Origin of the sequence: Citrobacter sp. RHBSTW-00029 (assembly GCF_014104295.1) — a bacterium.
Taxonomy (GTDB): Bacteria; Pseudomonadota; Gammaproteobacteria; order Enterobacterales; family Enterobacteriaceae; genus Citrobacter; species Citrobacter youngae.
Genome location: NZ_JABXRT010000001.1, coordinates 920,983 through 937,353, shown reverse-complemented (window position 1 = coordinate 937,353; position 16,371 = coordinate 920,983). Strand labels below are relative to the sequence as shown.

Annotated in this window: 13 protein-coding genes and 1 pseudogene; 2 read left to right on the top strand and 12 right to left on the bottom strand. The window is 53.8% G+C overall.

The features are described from left to right. Positions 1-64: 64 nt before the first annotated feature. Genes napH through napF form a run of 5 tightly spaced genes read right to left on the bottom strand, consistent with a single transcriptional unit; the run spans position 65 to position 4,832 of the window. The gene (gene napH, locus HV041_RS04450) at positions 65-916 is read right to left on the bottom strand and encodes a quinol dehydrogenase ferredoxin subunit NapH (protein ID WP_182294048.1); all 852 of its coding nucleotides are present in this window, start codon (positions 914-916) and stop codon (positions 65-67) included. Beyond that, entirely contained in the window at positions 903-1,598 is a 696-nt protein-coding gene (napG, locus tag HV041_RS04445; RefSeq protein WP_048211125.1) for a ferredoxin-type protein NapG, read from the bottom strand. The genes napH and napG overlap by 14 nt, the downstream gene beginning before the upstream one ends. Before the next feature lie 6 nt (positions 1,599-1,604). After that, on the bottom strand, positions 1,605-4,091 hold the full coding sequence (gene napA, locus HV041_RS04440; RefSeq protein ID WP_048211124.1) for a nitrate reductase catalytic subunit NapA: 2,487 nt from the start codon (positions 4,089-4,091) through the stop codon (positions 1,605-1,607). After that, entirely contained in the window at positions 4,088-4,351 is a 264-nt protein-coding gene (napD, locus tag HV041_RS04435) for a chaperone NapD (protein WP_121584834.1), read from the bottom strand. The genes napA and napD overlap by 4 nt, the downstream gene beginning before the upstream one ends. After that, complete coding sequence (gene napF, locus HV041_RS04430) at positions 4,341-4,832, bottom strand: ferredoxin-type protein NapF (RefSeq protein WP_048211122.1); 492 nt, start codon at positions 4,830-4,832, stop codon at positions 4,341-4,343. The genes napD and napF overlap by 11 nt, the downstream gene beginning before the upstream one ends. Before the next feature lie 413 nt (positions 4,833-5,245). Between napF and eco the strand changes: the two genes are divergently transcribed. Then, positions 5,246-5,743: a serine protease inhibitor ecotin gene (gene eco, locus HV041_RS04425; RefSeq protein ID WP_048212557.1), complete on the top strand. Its 498-nt coding sequence runs from the start codon at positions 5,246-5,248 to the stop codon at positions 5,741-5,743. Between the two features lie 97 nt (positions 5,744-5,840). Here eco and mqo read toward each other — a convergent pair whose 3' ends face one another. Beyond that, the gene (mqo, locus tag HV041_RS04420) at positions 5,841-7,502 is read right to left on the bottom strand and encodes a malate dehydrogenase (quinone) (RefSeq protein ID WP_048211121.1); all 1,662 of its coding nucleotides are present in this window, start codon (positions 7,500-7,502) and stop codon (positions 5,841-5,843) included. 278 nt (positions 7,503-7,780) lie between these two features. Here mqo and HV041_RS04415 point away from each other — a divergent pair, with 278 nt between their 5' ends. Next, complete coding sequence (locus HV041_RS04415) at positions 7,781-9,028, top strand: SulP family inorganic anion transporter (RefSeq protein ID WP_048211120.1); 1,248 nt, start codon at positions 7,781-7,783, stop codon at positions 9,026-9,028. Here HV041_RS04415 and mgtE read toward each other — a convergent pair. The 6 genes and pseudogenes from mgtE to HV041_RS04385 all read right to left on the bottom strand — a co-directional run bounded on the left by mgtE (position 8,991) and on the right by HV041_RS04385 (position 16,317). Further along, positions 8,991-10,427 carry a magnesium transporter gene (mgtE, locus tag HV041_RS04410; protein ID WP_048211119.1) on the bottom strand — a complete coding sequence of 479 codons (1,437 nt, stop codon included), beginning with the start codon at positions 10,425-10,427 and terminating at the stop codon, positions 8,991-8,993. The two genes, HV041_RS04415 and mgtE, sit on opposite strands and share 38 nt — an antisense overlap. A 105-nt stretch (positions 10,428-10,532) precedes the next feature. Then, entirely contained in the window at positions 10,533-12,176 is a 1,644-nt protein-coding gene (locus tag HV041_RS04405; protein ID WP_121584835.1) for a multidrug ABC transporter permease/ATP-binding protein, read from the bottom strand. A 35-nt stretch (positions 12,177-12,211) separates the two neighbouring features. Next, positions 12,212-12,902: pseudogene (gene alkB / locus HV041_RS04400) on the bottom strand (DNA oxidative demethylase AlkB). After that, a complete protein-coding gene (gene ada, locus HV041_RS04395) occupies positions 12,902-13,966 on the bottom strand; it encodes a bifunctional DNA-binding transcriptional regulator/O6-methylguanine-DNA methyltransferase Ada (RefSeq protein WP_048211116.1) in 1,065 nt (354 codons plus the stop codon). Before ada ends, alkB begins: the two are co-directional and overlap by 1 nt. Before the next feature lie 79 nt (positions 13,967-14,045). After that, positions 14,046-15,101: an FAD:protein FMN transferase ApbE gene (gene apbE / locus HV041_RS04390; protein ID WP_048211115.1), complete on the bottom strand. Its 1,056-nt coding sequence runs from the start codon at positions 15,099-15,101 to the stop codon at positions 14,046-14,048. A gap of 115 nt (positions 15,102-15,216) precedes the next feature. Next, positions 15,217-16,317: a porin OmpC gene (locus HV041_RS04385; RefSeq protein ID WP_005129375.1), complete on the bottom strand. Its 1,101-nt coding sequence runs from the start codon at positions 16,315-16,317 to the stop codon at positions 15,217-15,219. Between the last annotated feature and the right edge of the window lie 54 nt (positions 16,318-16,371).

Sequence of the window (16,371 nt, the reverse complement as noted above, 5' to 3'; positions counted from 1 at the left end):
CGAAACCCCAGTCACATAGTTACTATGCTCCTGGGGAATTTCTCGCTTGCCGCCGCGATGCATCTCAAATGATTTTGTGTATCGTTATTGTAAAAACATCCTCAGAACAGACATCCACACAGCGACCGCAGGCCATGCAATCGCGACTGGTCACCTGCACCGGGCTTTGCTCATCCAGCACCGGCGCACGTAGCACATGCGGTTCCGGGCAAACATGAAAACAATCCATACAGCGGTTACATCTCTTACGTTCTTTTGCTGATACGGTTATTGCACCTTTACTGCCCAATGCGCCATACAGCGCACCCAGGGGGCAGAGATGTCCGCACCAGCCATGCTCAACGACCAGTAAATCAAATAAAAACAGCGCGAGAATAAGCAGCGCACCGCTGCCAAAGCCCATGACCAGGCTACGTCCCAGCAAAGAAACCGGGTTTATCCACTCCCACAGCAGCGTTCCTGTCAGGGCAGAACCGACCAGGATAACCACCAGCAGGACGTACCGTATATGGCGCGGCAGGGTCGCAGACTGATTCAGGTCAAACCTTCTGCGCAGCCAGCTCGCCAAATCAGTCACCGGATTCATCGGGCAGACCCAACTGCAAAACAGTCGCTGACCTGCAAGGGCATACAGAACCGTAATAATGGCGGCCCCTGTTAACGCGACTGTTGCTGGCAGGTGCCCGCTGGCCAGGCTTTGCAGGGTAATGAGTGGGTCGGTTAACGGAATGGTATCCAGCAACAGGCTGCTACTGTAATTACCATGCAGGATCCACACGCCAAGCCACGGACCGCTGAGGAACATCGCCAGAACCAGGAACTGGCTCAGGCGACGCAACACCAGCCAGCGATGGCTCTTCCACCACCCTTTTTTCGCTTGTGCTTCACGCCCCGCATCACGTTTACGATTTGCCATTGTTCCCCTCCAGCCAACCGAAGCGGTAATGGTGTCCTAACTCCCCTTTCGCCAGCGACAGCGGCAGCACTTTTATTGCCGGCTGCTCCAGTACGCAGACTTTTTCGCATTTCCCACAGCCAGTACAGGCATCGCTGTGCACGGTCGGAATAAACCGCGCATGCTTACCAGTACGCATGTTGCGGTCCAGCTCCAGGGTGATAGCCTCATCGATTTTCGGGCACTCGCGATAGCAAACGTCGCAGCGTAGCCCCTGATAGTTGAGGCAGTTTTCGTGATCCAGCAGAACCGCCAGTCCCATACGCGAATCGTCAATGGATGCAATTTCCCTGTCCAACGCGCCGCTGGGGCAGACTTTGGCGCACGGAATGTCTTCACACATTTCGCAGGGGATGTCGCGAGCGACAAAATAGGGTGTTCCGGCCGCCAGCCCGGAGGCCAGCGTTGCCAGTTTCAGCGTGTCATACGGGCAGGCCTGGACGCACTGGCCACAGCGCACACAGGCGCTGGCAAATGCGTCTTCACTCAGAGCCCCAGGCGGGCGCAGCCGCACGCCGGTTGCGCGTGCGGTTTGCTGTTGCAACCCCAGCGCCACGCCAACGACAGCCAGCCCGCCTGCTGCGCGAACCATATCGCGCAGGAAGCGGCGGCGGCCATTTTGGGGTTTTGCTGACCGGGACATAACGCGTTACACCTTCGCCAGTTTCACAGCGCACTTCTTGAAATCCGTCTCTTTAGAGAGCGGATCCGTCGCATCCAGCGTCAGGTTGTTCACCAACTGTGCGGCGTCGAAGAACGGCATGTACACCAGCCCCTGAGGCGGACGGTTGCGGCCGCGTGTTTCAACAATCGAAATCACTTCACCACGACGGGATACCACTTTGACCTTGTCGCCACGGCGAAGATCGCGCGCTTTTGCATCCAGCGGATGGATAAACAGTACCGCCTCCGGGAACGCACGGTGCAGTTCCGGCACGCGGCGCGTCATGCTGCCAGTATGCCAGTGCTCCAGCACGCGACCGGTGGAGAGCCACAGATCGTATTCTTTATCCGGTGCTTCAGCCGCCGGTTCAAATGGCAGCGCGAAGATAACGGCTTTCCCATCCGGTTTGCCGTAGAACTTGTAGCTTTCTCCAGCCTTCACGTACGGATCGTTGCCTTCGCTGTAGCGCCACTGAGTCTCCTTACCATCGACCACTGGCCAGCGTAACCCGCGCGCCTTGTGGTAATCATCGAACGGTGCAAGATCGTGTCCGTGTCCGCGACCAAACCAGGCGTACTCTTCGAACAGACCTTTTTGCAGGTAGAAACCGAGTTCGCGAGATTCATCGTTCAGTTGATCTTCAGCCAGTTCGCTGACCGGGAATTTCGTTACTGCTGGCGTGGCGAACAGCACGTCATACAACGTCTTACCGCGCAGCTCGGGTTTCTTCGCCAGCAGTTCCTCCGGCCAGACGTCTTCCGTTTTGAATCGGCGGGCAAACTGCACCATCTGCCACAGGTCAGATTTCGCTTCACCCGGTGCTTTAATCTGCTGGCGCCAGAACTGAGTACGGCGCTCGGCGTTACCGTAAGCCCCTTCTTTCTCTACCCACATCGCTGTTGGCAGGATCAGGTCGGCAGCCAGAGCACTGACCGTCGGGTACGGATCGGAAACGATGATAAAGTTGCGCGGATCGCGCCAGCCAGGCATACGCTCTTCGTTGATGTTCGGCCCAGCCTGCATGTTGTTGTTACACATCACCCAGTAGACATTGAGCTTGCCATCTTTCAGTGCGCGGTCCTGCGCCACAGCATGCAGACCGATTTTCGCCGGAATGGTCCCCGCCGGAATATTCCAGTGTTTTTCACAGATATCGCGGTGTTTCTCGTTCGTCACCACCATATCCGCAGGCAGACGGTGAGAGAAGGTCCCGACTTCACGCGCGGTACCACAAGCGGAAGGCTGACCCGTCAGCGAGAATGGGCCGCAGCCTGGCTGAGAAATTTTACCGGTCAGCAGGTGCAGGTTATAGACAAGGTTGTTAGCCCATACGCCACGGGTATGCTGGTTAAAGCCCATCGTCCAGTAGGAGATGACTTTCTTCTTAGGATCGGCATACAACTGCGCCAGCTGTTCCAGCTGATCTTTTGGCACGCCGGTCATTTCTGCAGTTTTATCCAGCGTATACTCCGCAACAAACGCTTTGTACTCTTCAAAACTGATCGGTTCCGAGGCATCGGAACCCGGGTTTTTCGCCGCTTTTTCCAGCGGATGGGTTGGACGCAGACCGTAGCCGATATCCGTTGCCCCTTTACGCAGGTTAACGTGCTTGCTAAAGAAGTCCTGGTTTATCGCATTGTTTTGAATGATATAGTTTGCGATGTAGTTGAGGATCACCAGGTCGCTTTGCGGCGTAAAGACGATGCCGTTATCCGCCAGCTCAAAGCTACGATGCTGGAAGGTAGAGAGAACGGCGACGTTGACGTTAGGATCGGACAGACGACGGTTGGTGATGCGCGACCACAGGATCGGGTGCATTTCCGCCATATTAGCGCCCCACAGGACGAAAGCATCCGCATGCTCGATATCGTCATAACAGCCCATCGGCTCATCCATGCCAAAGGTACGCATAAAGCCCACAACGGCTGACGCCATGCAGTGACGCGCGTTCGGATCGATGTTGTTCGAACGGAAACCGGCTTTGAACAGTTTTGCGGCAGCGTAGCCTTCCCAGATGGTCCACTGACCGGAGCCAAACATACCAATAGCGTCTGGCCCTTTCTCTTTCAGAGAGGTTTTAAATTTCTCTTCCATCACATCAAAGGCCTGGTCCCAGCTAATCGGGGTGAATTCGCCTTCTTTGTGATATTTGCCGTCTTTCATGCGCAGCATCGGCTGCGTTAAACGGTCTTTTCCGTACATGATTTTCGGCAGGAAGTAACCTTTGATGCAGTTGAGCCCACGGTTAACCGGCGCATCCGGGTCACCCTGACATGCCACAACACGCCCTTGTTGAGTGCCTACCAATACGCCACAACCGGTACCGCAAAAACGGCACGGGGCTTTATCCCATTTGATCGCTTCTTGCTGACCGACTACCGCACGGGCTACGCCCGGCACGCTTAACCCGGCAGCCGCCGCAGCGGCCGCAACGGCGTTAGCTTTCATAAAGCTACGACGACTGAGTTTCATGGTGTTTCCTCACCTTGCTCATCCTGCTGGTGATAAACCAGCGACACCGCCAGCACGCCCGCAACGTTGCGCACTGACTCAATTGTTTTCATTAGCGTTTCACTGTGCTCTGCTTCCACCACCACAATCAGTTGACCGCTTTCCACATCGCTGAGAGCAACTTCGCAACCCGGAAACGAACGTAACTGCGTAGCGATATCACTGATGTGCTGACTTTTGGCCTGAACGATCAGGCTGCAGACCTGCCAGTTAGTGTCCATGGTTGTACTCCGCATTAATGGCTGATACCGGACAGATAGCGACACACGCGCCGCATCCGTTACATGCCTGATTGTCGAGCTGTGGCTGATAAATACCGGACAGCGTGGGACGAAAGGTTATGGCCATGGGTTCACAGCTATCCTGACAGCGATGGCATTCAACGGACTGATGCGCGAGACAGTTGTCACCGATCGAAAAATTCAGATCCCATGCCCTGGTGTGGCGCGGAAGAAAAAGTGATTCGGGACAGGCCTCTGCGCAGGCGTAACAAAAGCTGCATTCGCCGTGTTTGAAATTTACGCTCGGGTAACCACCCTGGCCTCGCTGCAGGATGTCGGTTTCACACGCCTGGATGCAGGCGTCACAACGGAGGCAATGAGCCAGAAAATGTGAGTCTTCCATGCTCCACGGCGGACGAATCCCATTGCTGGCTTTACGCCAACTGCCTGTCAACATGCCTCGACGGGATAAATCAACCATGACATTGTCCTTCCATAATGACGCTCTCCCTCGGCGGGTTGAACGACAATAAAAAACGCACTATTTATGAGTAGTTATTTTTAGCCGTAAGATATTTCAGGATGTGTTTGAGGTGCATACCCCAATTGGGGTAAATGCTGTTGCCGGATCAAAAGAGTGTTGAGTTGGCGGGAAAAAGTGCGCTTTTGCTCACATTTCAATGAGTTATATAATCAATTATATAGCGAAAACATAAAACAGAGAATAATCTCACAATTAAGATAATTCCTGGTATTTATCGCTACACAAATTATAAACCTTTAATTAATGCACTTAAAATATAAGTAAATTTAGATTAATAGACGATATGAATATGCTAACCTGCCCTTGATACGTTCATAAGACAGAAGAAAGGAAACACTGTGAACAATAAGATGAAGACAATTGTCCCTGCCGTACTCCTTGCCGCCTTCGCCAGCACCTCTGTGTGGGCGACAACCACCGATGCCAGCGCTCAGCCGCTGGAAAAAGTCGCCCCTTATCCTAAAGCGGACAAGGGAATGAAGCGTCAGGTTATTCAGCTTACTCCTGAGAAAGATGAATCTACTCTGAAAGTAGAACTGCTGATCGGACAAACGCTGGAAGTTGATTGCAACAAACATCGCCTTGGCGGAGAGCTGGACAGCAAAACGCTGGAAGGTTGGGGTTATGACTACTATGTATTCGACAAAGTCACTTCTCCGGTTTCAACCATGATGGCCTGCCCGGACGGTAAGAAAGAGAAGAAATTCATCACCGCGTATCTGGGTGAAGACGGTATGCTGCGTTACAACAGCAAATTACCGATTGTGGTCTACACCCCGGAAAACGTGGAGGTGAAATACCGCATCTGGAAAGCAGAAGATAAGATTCAGGATGCCGTCGTGCGATAAGTGAGAATGTGCCGGATGGCGGCGTACCGCCTTATCCGGCCTACAGACGCATGAAGTAGAAGTAGGCCGGATAAGCGCAGCGCCATCCGGCCTTTTTTTACAGTGCGATATCCGCCACAGCTTTCTGCTCAGGCTGCGGTTGCGCCTGAGGTTTTAGCTGTGGTTTCGGCGCTTCATCAGCAACCTGCGGTTTATCGTACTTCAGACCCAGTACTTCGCTGGTGTATTGCAGCTCTTGCTCCGTAGCCTCAACGTTACCGTTCAGCTTAGTACCATAAGACGGAATGATGGTTTTCAGCTTCGCCTGCCATTCCGGGCTGGCAACTTTATCTTTAAACACTTTTTCCATCAGATGCAGCATGATCGGTGCCGCGGTTGATGCCCCCGGTGATGCGCCCAGTAGCGCAGCAATGGTTCCCTCTTTATCGCTGACCACTTCGGTTCCCAGACGCAGAACGCCGCCCTTCTCCGCATCACTTTTGATAATCTGCACACGCTGGCCTGCCTGCCATAAACGCCAGTCTTCTTTTTTCGCCTGTGGATAGTACTCTTGCAGCGCGGCAAAACGGTCGTCGTCGCTGAGCATGACCTGGCTTACCAGATATTTGACCAGATCGAAGTTATCCAGACCTACGTTAACCATCGGCATAAAGTTCGACCTGGTGGTAGAACTGAGCAGATCCCACAATGAACCGTTTTTCAGGAACTTAGTGGAGAAGGTTGCGAACGGCCCAAACAGCACTACGCGTTTACCATCCAGAATACGGGTATCGATGTGCGGTACGGACATCGGCGGCGCACCAACGGAGGCCTGACCGTACACTTTCGCCAGATGACGATTGACCACATCAGGGTTTTCCGCCACCAGGAACTGCCCGCCAACCGGGAATCCGGCATAGCCTTTCGCTTCCGGAATGTCGGTTTCCTGCAACAGCTTCAGGGCAGCGCCACCGGCACCGATAAAGACAAACTTCGCCTTAATAGCGTGTTCCGCTTCGTTGTTTTTCAGATCGGCAACCGTGACGGTCCAGCTATTATCCGCGTTACGCTTAAAGCCGCGAACTTCGGTGCTCAGTTGCAGCGCAAAATTAGGTTTTTTCTGCAACGATGCAATCAGCTGGCGCGTAATTTCACCGTAGTTCACGTCAGTACCGATCTCGGTACGCGTTGCCGCAACTTTCTGCTGCGGATCGCGACCTTCCATAACCAAAGGCGCCCATTCTTTAATCTGCGCGTGATCTTCAGAGTAGCGCATACCGCGGAACAGGGTGCTTTGCTGGAGTGCCGTGTAACGGGCACGCAGGAAATTCACGTTCTCGTCGCCCCAGACAAAGCTCATATGGGGAACAGTGGTGATAAACGAGCGGGGTTCATGCATCACGCCGTTGTTGACCTGATACGCCCAGAACTGGCGGGAAATCTGGAAGGCTTCGTTAATTTCGACTGCCTTTTCAATACTGATGCTACCGTCAGCCTTTTTGGGCGTGTAGTTCAGTTCCATCAGTGCGGAGTGGCCTGTTCCGGCGTTGTTCCAGCCGTTTGAACTTTCCTGAGCAACGCCATCCAGTCGCTCTACCATGGTCATTGACCATTGCGGTTCCAGCTCCTGTAAATAGGTTCCCAGTGTGGCGCTCATGATGCCGCCGCCAATCAACAGTACATCCGTTTCCTGCTCTTCCGCCGCTTTCGCTTTTGCTGCCATCGAGACAACATTCAGCCCTACAGCCATGGTGAAGAGCATGGCAGTCACTTTTTTCATAATGTTAATGCCTTACTTTTAGTATCGCTTTTTGCTTTTTATGCAGGTGAAAATCGAGCGGTAACAACGGTAACACTTAAGTAAAAATAATTAAATATTGTTTATAAATTATATTTAAATTTTAAAAATGTTATTAATACGTTTATTCTTTATATGGTTATTGACAATCATTTCTGGAAACCTCCCCGTCAGACGGGTACTATGCTGCGCTTTGCTATTCACCGCACGGATGCCTGTCGGTCTGCTGTCATCAGGCCTTTTCTGACCTGAGAGTAACTATGTCTGCAACACACTCTTCCCCTGCCGCGGTGGCAGAACACACCACCCACACCGTGTTACGCCACCCCCGCCTGCTGGTTCGTGAAACGCTGGCCGGTGTGGTAACCGCCCTGGCGCTGATCCCGGAAGTGATCTCTTTTTCCGTTATTGCTGGCGTCGATCCGAAAGTCAGCCTGATAGCCTCGGTCGTACTGTGCCTGGCGATGTCCTTTTTAGGTGGGCGTCCGGCAATGGTTACCGCCGCTGCAGGATCGGTTGCATTAGTCATTGGCCCGATGGTGCATCAACACGGCGTGCAGTACATCCTGCCTGCGGTAGTGCTGGCCGGGATTATTCAGATCCTGTTTGGTGTGTCAGGAATGGCGCGTTTGATGCGGTTCATCCCTACGGCCGTGATGACAGGATTTGTCAACGCGCTGGGTATTTTGATTTTCTTTGCCCAGGTCCCGCATTTCTGGGGGAAAAGCCCGCTCATCTGGGGGCTGTTCGTCCTGACGCTGCTGATTGTGCTGTGGGTTCCGCGGTTTATCAAAGCCATCCCCGCGCCGCTGATCGCTATCGTGCTGCTGACGGTGTTCACTGTCACCAGCGGGCAACTGTTACCGACCGTCGGTGACGAAGGTTCAATGAGCGGCGGTCTGCCGGGCTTGACGCAGTTACTTGTACCACTCAACCTGCAAACGTTAGCCATTATCTGGCCCTGCGCGCTGAGCATCGCTTTTGTTGGATTGATGGAATCGCTATTAACTGCCCGGCTGGTTGACGACCTGACGGTCACCCCGTCGAATAAAAACCGTGAAAGTACCGGACTGGGCGTAGCCAATATCCTGGCCGGTTTTTATGGCGGCATCGCCGGATGCGCGATGATCGGTCAAACGATTGTCAACGTTGAGATGGGGAAAGCTCGCAGCCGCGTTTCCACGTTTGCCGCCAGCCTGGTCTTGCTGCTGCTCGTCACCGCACTCAGCGAGGTGATGGCAAAGATACCAATGTCAGTACTGGCGGGAATTATGGTGATTGTGGCGGTAAAAACGTTTAGCTGGCACAGCATCCGACCCGCGACGCTGACCAACATGCCGGTCACCGAAACGCTGGCAATGTTGGTTACCGTCGCCGCGACAGTCTCTACCGGCAACCTGGCGATTGGCGTGGTTGCCGGCGTGATCACGATGTTGATACTGCCGCGCATCGTCAGTAGGAAACGGGCGTCTACATCAAAAACAGCGTCGCCAGACCCAGAAAAATAAAGAATCCGCCGGTGTCGGTGATAGCGGTAATCATGACGCTGGAGCCGACCGCCGGATCGCGCCCGAGCTTCACCATCGTCATCGGAATGATAACGCCCATCAGCGCCGCCATCAGCAGATTGAGCATCATTGCCAGGGTCATCACGCCGCCCAGCGCCATATCATCGTACAGCCACCAGGTGATGCCGCCCATGATGCCGCCCCAGACAAGGCCGTTGATCAACGCTACCCCCATCTCACGCAGGATCAGAAACGTCAGGTTGCCGGGCTGAATATTCTGCAACGCCAGCGCCCGGACAATCATGGTGATGGTCTGATTACCCGTATTACCGCCAATCCCTGCCACAATTGGCATCAGCGAGGCCAGCGCCACCAGTTGTGAAATGGTGTGCTCGAAACCGTCGATTACCCGCGAGGCGATAAAAGCGGTACAGAGATTAATTGCCAGCCACGCCCAACGGGTTTTTACCGCTTTAGTGACCGGAGCGAATACATCCTCTTCGGCACTTAAGCCCCCCATTCGACGCAGATCGGTATCGGTTTCTTCATAAACCACGTCGACGATCTCATCGATGGTTAAGCGTCCCATCAGTTTGCCTGAGGGATCAACCACCGCAGCACTAACCAGGTTGTCACGTTCAAACGTACGCGCAGCATTCTCGGCGATATCTTCCGGAGAAAATGTGAGCGGATCATCCTCCATCACTTCGCTGACTTTACGCTGCACGTCATTGAGCAGAATACAGGTTAGCGTCAGTTCACCCACCAGCACTTTATTGCGATCGGTTACGAAGAGTTTATCGGTGTTCTCCGGCATTTTTCCCAGCCGCCGCAAGTACCGCTGCACCACTTCCAGCGTCACGTCCGGACGTACGGTGATGACTTCGAACTCCATGATCGCACCGACGCGATTCTTCTCGTAGTGCAGCACCTGACGTACGCGCGCACGCTCTTCAGCAGGCAATGATGCCAGCAGTCGACCGGTAAGGTTACGGGGTAAATGCTGTACCAGATAAATCTGTTCGTCGATATCGAGATATTGCAGCGCATCCAGTAGCTCGCGGTCGCTCATCTCGTCGATCAGGTCATCCCACACATTTTCTGATGCTTCAAGCAGGACGTTGCCGCGTTTTTCACTTTCGACCAGTCGCCACAGGGCGTGACGCTCTTCGGAGGGCAGTGCTTCAAGGGTATCGGCCAGATCGGGTGGCGGCAGATGCGCCACCAGAGCCCCTACCTCAGCAATATCGTCGGCTAACGTGCCGACGTCATATTGCTCAGCCAGGGTAAGCTTGCCCAACAGTGTTGAAATAATGGCTTTATCAGTGGTCAGCAGCCAGATTAGACGCGCACGCTCTTCATCACGTAGCCTGGCGCTGTTTTTGTTTATTGCGGACATTAATCATAAATCCATGATATGAAATATCATCAATCATGATGCCGAATTATGTAAATAACAATAAACGAGGCCGCCGGGTGGATAAAAAACCGGCGGCATGTGGGATCATGCAGTGCGCGCCACCGCATCGCGCGAAGCCGCATCGCGTTCATCGCCCAGCAGTTCACTCAATTGCCCATTACGCATTTCCAGCAAACGGTCTGCATGAATAAAGTAATGATCGTCATGACTAATGGCGAAAATGGTTTTGCCCATCTCCTGCATCAGCGGCAGCAACACCTGGTAGAATTCACGCCGGAAATGCGGATCCTGATCGGCGGCCCATTCATCCAGCAGAATAATGTCGCGCTCCTCTGCTAAGGCCAGCAACAGCGCCACACGCTTTTTCTGCCCTTTCGACAGCTTCAGGTTGAGAATGCGCCCGTCGTTCAGTTCCAGCTTGTGCGCCATTTGCAGATGATCCAGCCACTTCGCTACCAGCGCCGGAGAAGCGTCTCTGCCTTCAGGTCCCAGCAATTTGTCAAACAGCCAGACGTCGGTAAACACCGCGGAGAACAGCTTGCGGTAGTCCTCCGGTTTTTCGACAGCAACCGCCTTGCTATCCAGTAAAATCTCACCAGACTGCGGCTGGTATAGCCCGGTCAGCAACATCGCCAGCGTAGATTTCCCACTGCCGTTACCGCCAATCAGGAAGATCAGTTCACCACGATGAATGGTCAGATTCACTGGCCCAACGGCGAACGCATTATCCTGATAGCGGAAAACCACGTCGCGCAACTCCAGCGTTTGCCAGTCCGGAAATGCGGTTGGCCGTGGGAATTCAGCCTTGAAGGGGGCCAGGGAGAACTTATTCAGCTTGTTGAACGCCACCTGTGCAGTCAGCAGCGTTGGCAGCGCGCCGACGGCAGAGAGCAGCGGCGTGCGCAGGAATAGCAGCGTCAGCGAATAGGTCGCCGCCACGGCGGTATCCGCCCAACCCAGACTGTTGGCCATCCAGAACACCAGGCCAATGGCGCCCAGCATCATAATGTTCGACCAGTTGACCGCGCTCAGGTGGAAGGTATCGGCACGGATAATATGATGACGGTACTCTTTGGCATCCGGGACGTACAGCTGATTAAAGATATGCTCCGCACGTTCCCGGTTGAGCGTCAGCTCTTTGCGCCCTTCCAGCACCGTCTGGTAGTCGTTGTACAGCTTGTCTTCGGTTTCACGCAGGGTAGCCATGTGTTTATACACCCGCGCCACCAGCACAAATCCGCCCCAGATGGTGATTGCCATCCAGATTGCCGTCACCAGCAGCATTTTAGTCGACAGCATGGCCAGATACGCCGCCGACCCCATGGTCAAAATAATCCCCTGTACCAGCTCAGGCAGGCGGACAAAGGCAATGGTAATGTTACGGATATCGCTGGTTAAACCGGCCAGTAACGAGGCGCTACCGATTTGCTCGATACGCTCGACGTGGGTGTCCAGAATTCGTTTGATAAATTCGCTACGCAGACGGTAGACAAAGTGGTGCCCCAGCGTGGTGAGCGCCAGCTGTGAACCGAGGGTGACGACCATCAGTAACAGCAGCAGGCCAAGAAACTCCGGTAGCACCATCAGCGTGGTGTCGACCGTTTCAATCAGGCGCTGATTAATAAACGCAATCAGCCCAATCCCCAGCGCGGCACTGACAAGGCTGAGCGCCATGACGCTGATAAATGGCCAGCGATACTGCCGCCAGACAAGAAGTAAAAGTTCCATGCAAACAACCCGGACAAGTAATAACAGCCCGCAGTTTAAACATCTCTTCGCTGACAGCAATAATAATTCTTATTTTTATTCTTTTTTACCTGCCTGGCGAAACGTCAGGTTATAACGACAATCTCCCGTCAATGGATGATACCCCGTCTTAAGCGGCTGGACGCCATGATAAAACAGCCGCGAGTTTCCCCCCCATACCACCACATCACCATGCTCCAGCAATACTCGCTTTAAGGGATCGTTGCGCCGTAAGCCGCCAAACTGAAAAATCGCCGGCAGGCCCAGCGATACAGAGACGATAGGCGCTCGCAGGTCAGGCTCATCTTTATCCTGATGTAAAGACAGTTTTGCCCCCGGCGTATAGCGATTAATAAGGCAAGCATCCGGTTGAAAATCAGGATAGCCTGCGGCCGTTGCCGCCTGTTGGCACAGCTCAGCAAAGACCTCGGGTAATGGCGGCCAGTGAACGCCGGTTAATGGATCGACCGGTGAATAGAGGTAGCCATGTTGATCCGTTGTCCAGCCCAGATGGCCGCAATTCGTCATGGCTACCGACATCGTATAACCGCCAGGGGTGACCATCTGGCGAAACGGCGACAGTCTGGCTGTCGCCGCGATTGCCCGCAGTAAAGCGGGGGCGGATTCAAATGCAAAGCGCCGCAAAATCACCGCACCTGACGCCAGCGGCTCGTGCCAGGGTTTCTCATCTGCAAAGAGATCGAGCATTACGTTTCCTCGCGGGTGGCTTCACGTTGCAACAGTTGCGCCTTGCGCGTTATTCCCCAACGATAGCCAGAAAGCGCGCCATCACCGCGGATTACGCGGTGACACGGGATCACAATCGCCAGCTTGTTCGCCGCGCAGGCGCTGGCTACGGCACGCACCGCCTTCGGCTTGCCGATAGTGCTGGCAAGTTGCTGATAACTCACCGTCTCACCACAAGGGATTGCCCGCAGCGCTTGCCATACCTGCTGCTGAAAGGCGGTTCCCTGAATATCCAGCGGCAGTGACAGTGCGGTATTGCGCGTGTTAATCACGGCGATCACCTCACGCACATGTTGTTGAAACTCCGTATCGGCGGGCTCGTCACGTGCCGTCGGAAACAGTTCATGCAATTCTGCTATCAGCGTAGCATCGTCGTCGCCCAGCAAGATCGCGCAGATACCCCGTTCACTTTCCGCCACCAGGCAACGGCCGAGGGCGCAATCTGTGAGGGTATAGCGCACAGAAACATTACCGCCGCCTTGACGAAATTGCCTGGCGGTCATGCCTAACGCCTGATCCGCTTTGCGGTAATAGCTGCTGCTGTCGGGGAATCCGGCGTCAAGAATCGCCTGCGTGACCGGTGCGCCTTTTGCCAGCGCGTCACGCAGGCGACGGGCACGCCACGACTGTTGCCAGGCTTTGGGGGTCATCCCGGTGGTGGCTTTGAACAGGCGATGCAGGTGAAACGGGCTCATCGCAACATGCTGCGCAAGAGCCTCCAGTGTGAGGGGGGACTCCTGCTCCAGCAACTGACAGGCGTGGGCTATTTTGTCCAGCCGCTGCTGTTGCGCGCTATCTTTGTCCGGTCGGCAGCGTTTGCAGGGACGAAACCCTGCCGCCTGTGCCTGCTCGGCATCCGCGAAGAAACTGACATTTTTGCGCAGCGCATGTTTTGCCCGACAGGACGGTCGACAAAAAATGCCTGTAGTCTGAACAGCAAAAACAAACTGACCGTCAGCCCTGGCGTCACGATCCAGCACAGACTGCCAGCGTTCATCATCAGTGATGTGTAAGAGATTTGTCATGATGGACTCCTTTGTTAAGCATAGCGCTTAGCCTCAGTGTGTCCGCATTGCGGGTTATAAAAACCCGCAATCTTGCTTTTTAATTTTTTTCGCTGACCAGGAAGCTTTTAAACTGCGGCGACATCCAGGTGCTAAACCCTTCGCCTTCTTTAACAATCATATACACCGCTAACCCTTCGCGACGCACAACCTCTTTGGCTTTTTGCGGGCCAAGCACCATTAGCCCGGTATCCCAACCATCAGCCTCCAACGCCGTGGGTGCAATCACCGTCACAGAGACCAGATTGTGTTCAATCGGACGGCCGGTTTGCGGATCGATGACATGGGAAAGACGCTTGCCATCCAGTTCGTAATAGTTGCGATAGCTACCGGAGGTGCTGATACCATGCCCATTGATATCGACAATCGCCTGGACCGCGTTTTCACGATCGGTCGGTTTCTGTATTGCCACACGCCACGGTTGCCCCTCGGCATTCATTCCACGGCTGTTTAGCGCGCCGCCAACTGAGACCAGATAACGGGCGATCCCTTCCTGCTCCATTAATCGAGCCAAATGATCGGCGGCGTACCCTTCGCCAACGGTAGAGAGATCCACATACAGATCCGGCAAGTCTTTTTGCAGGTAGTTCTGATGCGCTTCATTCACGACCTTCAGATGTGAAAGTCCGGTTTGCGCTTTTGCAGCGTCAATTTGCCCTTGGGTGGGAATATGTAACGGTTGCTGATCCGGGCCAAAGCCCCACAGGTTGACTAACGGCCCCACGGTGATATCCATAGCCCCATCGGTTTTTGCACCAATGCGTAGCGCCGAGGTCACGATATCCGCCATGGCGTCGCTAACCGGCCACGGCGACAGACTTTTCGACAGGTTAAAGCGCATCAATGCAGAGTCATTTTTATAGGTGGAGAGCAGTTGATCATCGGCATCAAGCTGAGTCTGGATCTTCACCTGTAGTTCTGCGGCGCGTTTTGCATCGACGCCCACGACACTGACCCGCCAGAAAGTACCCATGGTTTTGCCCTCCAGGACTGTCGCGGTTGAGGACGGGGTCTGGGTTGATTTCGGGGCCTCATCGCACCCGACAAAAAAGAGTGTTACAGCCAGGAGCGCTGCACGACAAAAAATCATATCCATACGTGATTACCCTTATGAAAACGGGCGCAAGAGTACACCAAAAAAGAGTGTTTGTACGTCAGAAAAACGGCATTAAAAAAGGCCCCGTAGGGCCTTTGATAGAAATAGATACAGATTAGAACTGGTAAACCAGACCCAGTGCTACGATATCATCGGTAGAGATACCTGCATTACGGGTGAACTGGTTGTCATCCAGCAGGTTGATTTTGTAATCAACATAGGTAGACATGTTTTTGTTGAAGTAGTAGGTCGCGCCAACATCAACATATTTCAGGATATCCTGGTCGCCGTAGCCGTTGTCCAGATCTTTACCTTTTGACTGCAGGTAAGCCACGGACGGACGCAGACCGAAGTCGAACTGGTACTGCGCAACAGCTTCAACGTTCTGTGCTTTGTTAGCCCAACCCAGTTTACCTGCACGCGTTGCGTTGTAGGTCTGGGTGTACTGTGCTGCCAGGTACACATTGTTCGCGTCGTATTTCAGACCGCCAGTGTAGGTTTCAGCACGATCGCCGGTACCGAAGTTCAGCTTGTTTTGCTCATCAGTACGTTTGGAGCTGGTGACCGCGGTACCCAGGGAGAAGCCTTCACCGATATCATAAGTGATAGATCCGCCGACGCCGTCACCGTTCTGATTCAGTGCGTCACGACCGTTGCCAGTCACGCCGGTCATGCCTTCACCTTCCGGACTACCGTTTTTACCCTGGTACTGCAGGGCAAAGTTCAGACCATCAACCAGACCGAAGAAATCGGTGTTACGGTAGGTTGCAAAGCCGTTACCACGCTGCTGCATGAAGTTGTCAGAACCGTAGGTATCGCCGCCGAATTCCGGCAGAACGTCGGTCCAGGACGTGACGTCATAAACCACGCCGTAGTTACGACCGTAGTCGAAAGAACCTGCATCAGCGAATTTCAGACCGGCAAACGCGACACGCGTCCAGGCGTTGTTTTCGTTTTCAGAGGAGTTACCCATGATCTGGTATTCCCACTGGCCGTAACCGGTCAGTTGGTCGTTAACCTGGGTTTCACCTTTGAAGCCGATACGCATATAGGTCTGATCACCATCTTTAGTAGAGTCATCAGAGAAATAGTGCAGACCGTCGACTTTACCGTACAGATCTAATTTGTTGCCGTCTTTGTTGTAAATTTCAGCCGCATTTGCTGCGCCTGCTACCAGCAGAGCCGGTACCAGGAGGGACAGTACTTTAACTTTCATGTTATTAACCCTCTGTTATATGCCTTTATTGCTTTTTTATGCCACTGCTCACTG